Origin of the sequence: Synechococcus sp. CCY9202 (assembly GCF_034931685.1) — a bacterium.
Taxonomy (GTDB): Bacteria; Cyanobacteriota; Cyanobacteriia; order PCC-6307; family Cyanobiaceae; genus CBW1002.
Window position 1 is genome coordinate 1 of the sequence record NZ_JAYGID010000079.1, and the last position, 1,482, is coordinate 1,482.

At 62.9% G+C, this 1,482-nt stretch carries 4 protein-coding genes; all 4 read left to right on the top strand.

Going from position 1 to position 1,482, the window contains the following annotated elements; all coding sequences use genetic code 11:
- Positions 1–302 (top strand): hypothetical protein (locus VB777_RS10685; protein WP_323248833.1); only part of this gene is annotated, 302 nt, incomplete at its 5' end.
- Positions 303–375: 73 nt separating this feature from the next.
- Positions 376–543, top strand: a complete 168-nt coding sequence (locus tag VB777_RS10690; RefSeq protein ID WP_323248835.1) for a hypothetical protein — start codon at positions 376–378, stop codon at positions 541–543.
- A 38-nt stretch (positions 544–581) separates the two neighbouring features.
- Positions 582–791 carry a DUF1651 domain-containing protein gene (locus VB777_RS17430; RefSeq protein WP_407653121.1) on the top strand — a complete coding sequence of 70 codons (210 nt, stop codon included), beginning with the start codon at positions 582–584 and terminating at the stop codon, positions 789–791.
- Positions 792–925: 134 nt separating this feature from the next.
- Positions 926–1,246 (top strand): hypothetical protein, encoded by a 321-nt coding sequence (locus tag VB777_RS10695; RefSeq protein ID WP_323248836.1) that lies wholly within the window; start codon positions 926–928, stop codon positions 1,244–1,246.
- Positions 1,247–1,482: the final 236 nt, after the last annotated feature.

Sequence of the window (1,482 nt, forward strand, 5' to 3'; positions counted from 1 at the left end):
ACGGCGATGGCAACCGAATCGCCGTCTCCAACGTCAAGAGTCGGCCCGCAGCGGCCGTGGATCACCAGGCCCACAGCAAGGTGAAACTCAGCGGCCATGGTCAGCCCACGGTGACCCTGTACGCCAAGCCCAACTACGGCGCCGCGATCGCGGGGATGGGGGTGTCGGGGGAAACGCTCGACAAGCTGGCGTGCACCTCAAACAGCCAGGGCACCTGGTGCCGGGTGGGCTACCCAGGCCAGAGCGGCCGGGTGCTGTGGGTGAACCGGGACTCGCTGATCTTCCTGGGGGACGGGGAGTAAGTCATCGCCCCTGCATTTGCTTGCCCTGGCCGGGTTCTCTGCCCTGGCCTTTGCAGTTGCCCATGCGATCGGGATGGAGAAGCGCATCACCCAGCACTACGGCCGCTCCGGCCGCCCCGTCCAAAAGCCCCGTTTCGTGCCTGCTGAGCGGGCCCATGCGCTGCCGGGCCTTTCTGGGCTGCTGAACGCTGCTGCTCAGCGGTGGGAGCTGCGGCCGCTGGTCACGAAGCCGGCCCGGTAGAGCTCACTGGTGCCGCCGCCAGGGCATAGGCGCCCCCCATTGCCCCGCGCTTCCACCGTGGCTCTGCATCACGCTGCGAGGCTGCTGTCTTCATCGATCTGGGAGAGCCGATCCCTGGTCAGCCAGCTCTTCCAGAGCCGCGAGTGGGGCTTCCCCGTAAGCAGGCGATCGAGCAGTGGCAGAAGCTCCTCGATGCGGGCTGGTTCAGCATTGGGGTCCAGTTCACAGGGCTCATGGATTGGGGCTGAGCGGCCAGAATCGTACCGATCGGCCGCAGCAGCGCCTACAAATAGGTTTCGAATGATGCAGTGAACCTGATTCAGCCGACGCTGGAAGTCTGGGACGACTGCCTGAACTGCTCAAACAACAAGCACGGCAACCAATGATCCGCACCACAATCAGCGCTCTGGCCATCGCCACCAGCGCTATCGCCACCCCTGCCCTGGCCGACTCCGCCAAGGCGTATTGCGAGATGGTTCGCACCAACGGCGAAATGCTCAAAGGAAGCTGTACCTGGTCCCAGATGCAGGGAAACGTCTACATCGATCATTTCAATCATTACGCGTTTGCCTTCCCTGCCGCCGAGGAGGGCAAGACCTACGAACGCACCAACCGTGAAGGTGCTGGCCCCTCCTTCAAGCGCCCCGGCTACGTGATCAACGTGTACTGGGAGAAGCCGGTCCGCGAGCCTGGGGGAATCTGATGCCGGCTCACTCCACAGGGAACCTGAACAGCGGCTGCGGGCCTGGCCGTTCACGGGTCGCCAGGATTGAATTCCCTAAGAGTTTGCTGAAAAACCAACCCACGAGCCCGTTTTCCACAGGCATCAGTGGATTTCCGGCTCAAAAAGTCGGATCGGCGGCTATCAGAGCCGCAAACTGCCCGATTTCGGCATCGTTGGCCTCTCTGCAAGACATTGGTTGAGGCCTATTGGGCACA